General features: G+C 68.2%; 3 protein-coding genes and 2 pseudogenes. 2 read left to right on the forward strand and 3 right to left on the reverse strand.

Annotated features, from left to right (window positions below):
• Positions 1-633 (forward strand): annotated as a pseudogene (locus JF597_RS53535) (ATP-dependent helicase); the annotation flags it as partial.
• Positions 630-821, forward strand: a pseudogene (locus tag JF597_RS53540) (SNF2 helicase-associated domain-containing protein); the annotation flags it as partial. The pseudogenes JF597_RS53535 and JF597_RS53540, both read left to right, overlap by 4 nt.
• Positions 822-914: 93 nt before the next feature.
• On the opposite strand, the gene JF597_RS53545 reads toward JF597_RS53540, so the two are convergent.
• The 3 genes from JF597_RS53545 to JF597_RS53555 all read right to left on the reverse strand — a co-directional run.
• Positions 915-1,727, reverse strand: coding sequence for a DUF2637 domain-containing protein (locus JF597_RS53545; protein ID WP_294014301.1), 813 nt, complete (start codon positions 1,725-1,727; stop codon positions 915-917).
• Positions 1,675-1,920, reverse strand: coding sequence for a hypothetical protein (locus tag JF597_RS53550; RefSeq protein ID WP_069766534.1), 246 nt, complete (start codon positions 1,918-1,920; stop codon positions 1,675-1,677). The genes JF597_RS53545 and JF597_RS53550 overlap by 53 nt, the downstream gene beginning before the upstream one ends.
• 267 nt (positions 1,921-2,187) lie before the next feature.
• Positions 2,188-2,384: SDR family oxidoreductase (locus JF597_RS53555; protein WP_294014303.1), on the reverse strand; the 197-nt coding region annotated here is incomplete at its 5' end.

The following is a 2,384-nucleotide window of genomic DNA, read 5'->3' on the forward strand; positions in this document are numbered from 1 at the left end:
GTCGCCTGGCAGGCCGCCACTCGCTTCGCGCTGCGGCTGCTCGCCGACGGCCGCCTCCACCCGGCCATCACCCCCGCCGGTTACGACACCTGGCAGGCGGGCCCTTTCACCGCCGCCCAGCGCCAGACGCTGGACGCCCTGGCCGCCGCCTTCCCGCCACACGCCCACTGCCTGCCCGAGCCCGGCCCTGCTCCGGTACGGATCGCCGAACCGGCTGCGCTGGTACGCCAGTTCTGCGACGCGGTCGCCGATGACCTGGTCCGTACGCCGGCCGCGCCGCTCGCCATGGGGGGGCTGCCGTACGCCTGGCGCGAGGCCCGTGCCGTGCCCACCTTGCGTGAATGGGCCGAGGAAACCCAGGCGGCGCTCACCGCCGAGGTCGATGTCTCCCTGCACGTCGACGTACCCGAAGGACGCCGACGGCAGTTCCGGGCCGTCCTGCAACTGCACACCGCGGCGGACCCGGCGCTCGTCATCGAGGCCGCACTGCTTTGGAGCGAGCCGAAGTGGAGCGGTTGCTCGGCCCACGTGCCGAGACCGAGAACCCTGCTCGCCCTGCGCCGCGGCGCCCGGGCCTGGGCCCCGCTGCGGAGGCTGCTCGACGATGCCGCTCCCGACCAGCTCCCCGGTTGACCGACGACGAAGCCTTCGATCTCCTTGGGGACGCCACGGACGCGCTGCGCGCGGCCGGTGTCGACGTGCACTGGCCGCGCGACCTGGTCAAGGCGCTCACCGCGACCGCGGAGACCGGGCAGCGCACCGCCCCCGGTTCCGCCGCGGGCGGCCTGCTGGACACCGAGGCCCTCCTCGACTTCCGCTGGCAGGTCTCCCTTGACGGCGAGCCGCTCACCGAGGCCGAGTTGGATGCCCTCGCGGAGTCCCGCCCGCGCACCCGTGCGCCGAGGGCGACGCTGCTAACGGCGATGGCGCCGCGTTCCCTGTCGTGGTGGCAGAGTCAGCGTGATTTGCCGGACGAGTTGCTGGAAGCAGGCGAGGGAGGCGAGGGCCGGCAGGCAGGCTCCGGCGATACCGGTGACGGTTCTGTCTGCCTGAGCCACGCACAGCATTATCGCGACGGATGAGAACAGCAGAACGATGAACCACGAATGCACGGCTCGGCGCTGGTGCAGTGCAGTCCGGAGAATGGAGAGAGACGCCACCATCCAGGGGCCGTACACGAGAAGTGGCCACGACGGGAACATGGTGCCTCCCGTCCCGGAGGTGATGTTCTGCAGAGGCCTGTAGGCCACCATGCCGCCGAAGACGCTGACCATCGCCACGATGACGGCGACGAGCGCGACGATGAAGAAGCTGCCGGTCTGCGCCCACTTGAGCCGGACTTTGCGGACGTGGAGCTTCCGGTGCCCGGCGGAGGAGCGTCGAGTAGGCGGCAGTTGAGCGGTGATCTGCGCCAGGTTCTCCATCGGGTCGCTGAAGGCGCCGCCGGACGCGGGCTCGCTGCGAGGTTGCGGGATCCTGGGCGGCTGCTCCGCCGGACCGGCCTCCTGCAGGAGATAGGCCAGTTCCTCGACCGGGTCCCAGCCTCCGGCGGGTGCGGTCAGGGGAACACCTGAGTGGACGCTGTCGGCATGTCCGTCGTTCCAGCCAGTACCCGGCCCGTACGAGTACGCGTCGGAGTAGTACTCACGCTGCGCAAAGGCGGGATCGACATAGTCATGATTCACGAAAATGCGACCCGTCGTGCGGTACGCGGCGGCCGGATTCATCCTGACCGTTCCATCGCGAATTGAGGTCGTCCTGGACTTCCTCCAGCAGGGCGAGGAACTCGCGAAGCAGTGGCTCGGTGACCTGACGCTCGAACCGCACGTCGTCCCCGGCCACCGCGCCCTGCGCCGTCAGCGCCGCGTACTCCGCACCAGGCTGGAAAGTGTACTTCCCCACTGTCAGATCGCGGACCACAGAAATATTATCCGTCCTCGTGGTGCGCCGAGGCAGGTCATGGGTCCTTGATGTCGTCATGGCTTGATAACGCGACTCCCCTGCCTCAGGGCGTGCGGCAAAAGAGTGAGCTTACGAGGCAGAAAACCTGAGGAACGGGTTCTCAATCATTTATGCTACACATCCAACTCCGCACCCTATTGGTCGATTAATTATTCTTCTCGACTCCACTTCAGGAGTAAATAGGATTCGCCGCCGGTGTAACTGGATGAGTAACTCGCCCAGTGATCAGTGCACCGACAACCCCCCGTCCACAAAGATCGACTGACCCGTGACATAGCCCGCCGCCCCGCTCGCCAGGAAGACCGCGGCGCCCGCGAAGTCCTCGGGGAGGCCGTTGCGGCCGGTCATGGTGCGGGCGGCCAGGGACGCGACCTTCTCCGGGTCGGTGGCGAGGCGGGCGTTGAGGGGGGTCAGCACGAAGC

This window comes from Streptomyces sp., from assembly GCF_019510245.1.
Lineage (GTDB): Bacteria > Actinomycetota > Actinomycetes > Streptomycetales > Streptomycetaceae > Streptomyces.

Excerpts from the sequence above, each read along its gene's own strand:
- JF597_RS53545 (WP_294014301.1), bottom strand. The coding sequence starts at position 1,727 with ATGAATCCGGCCGCCGCGTACCGCACGACGGGTCGCATTTTCGTGAAT.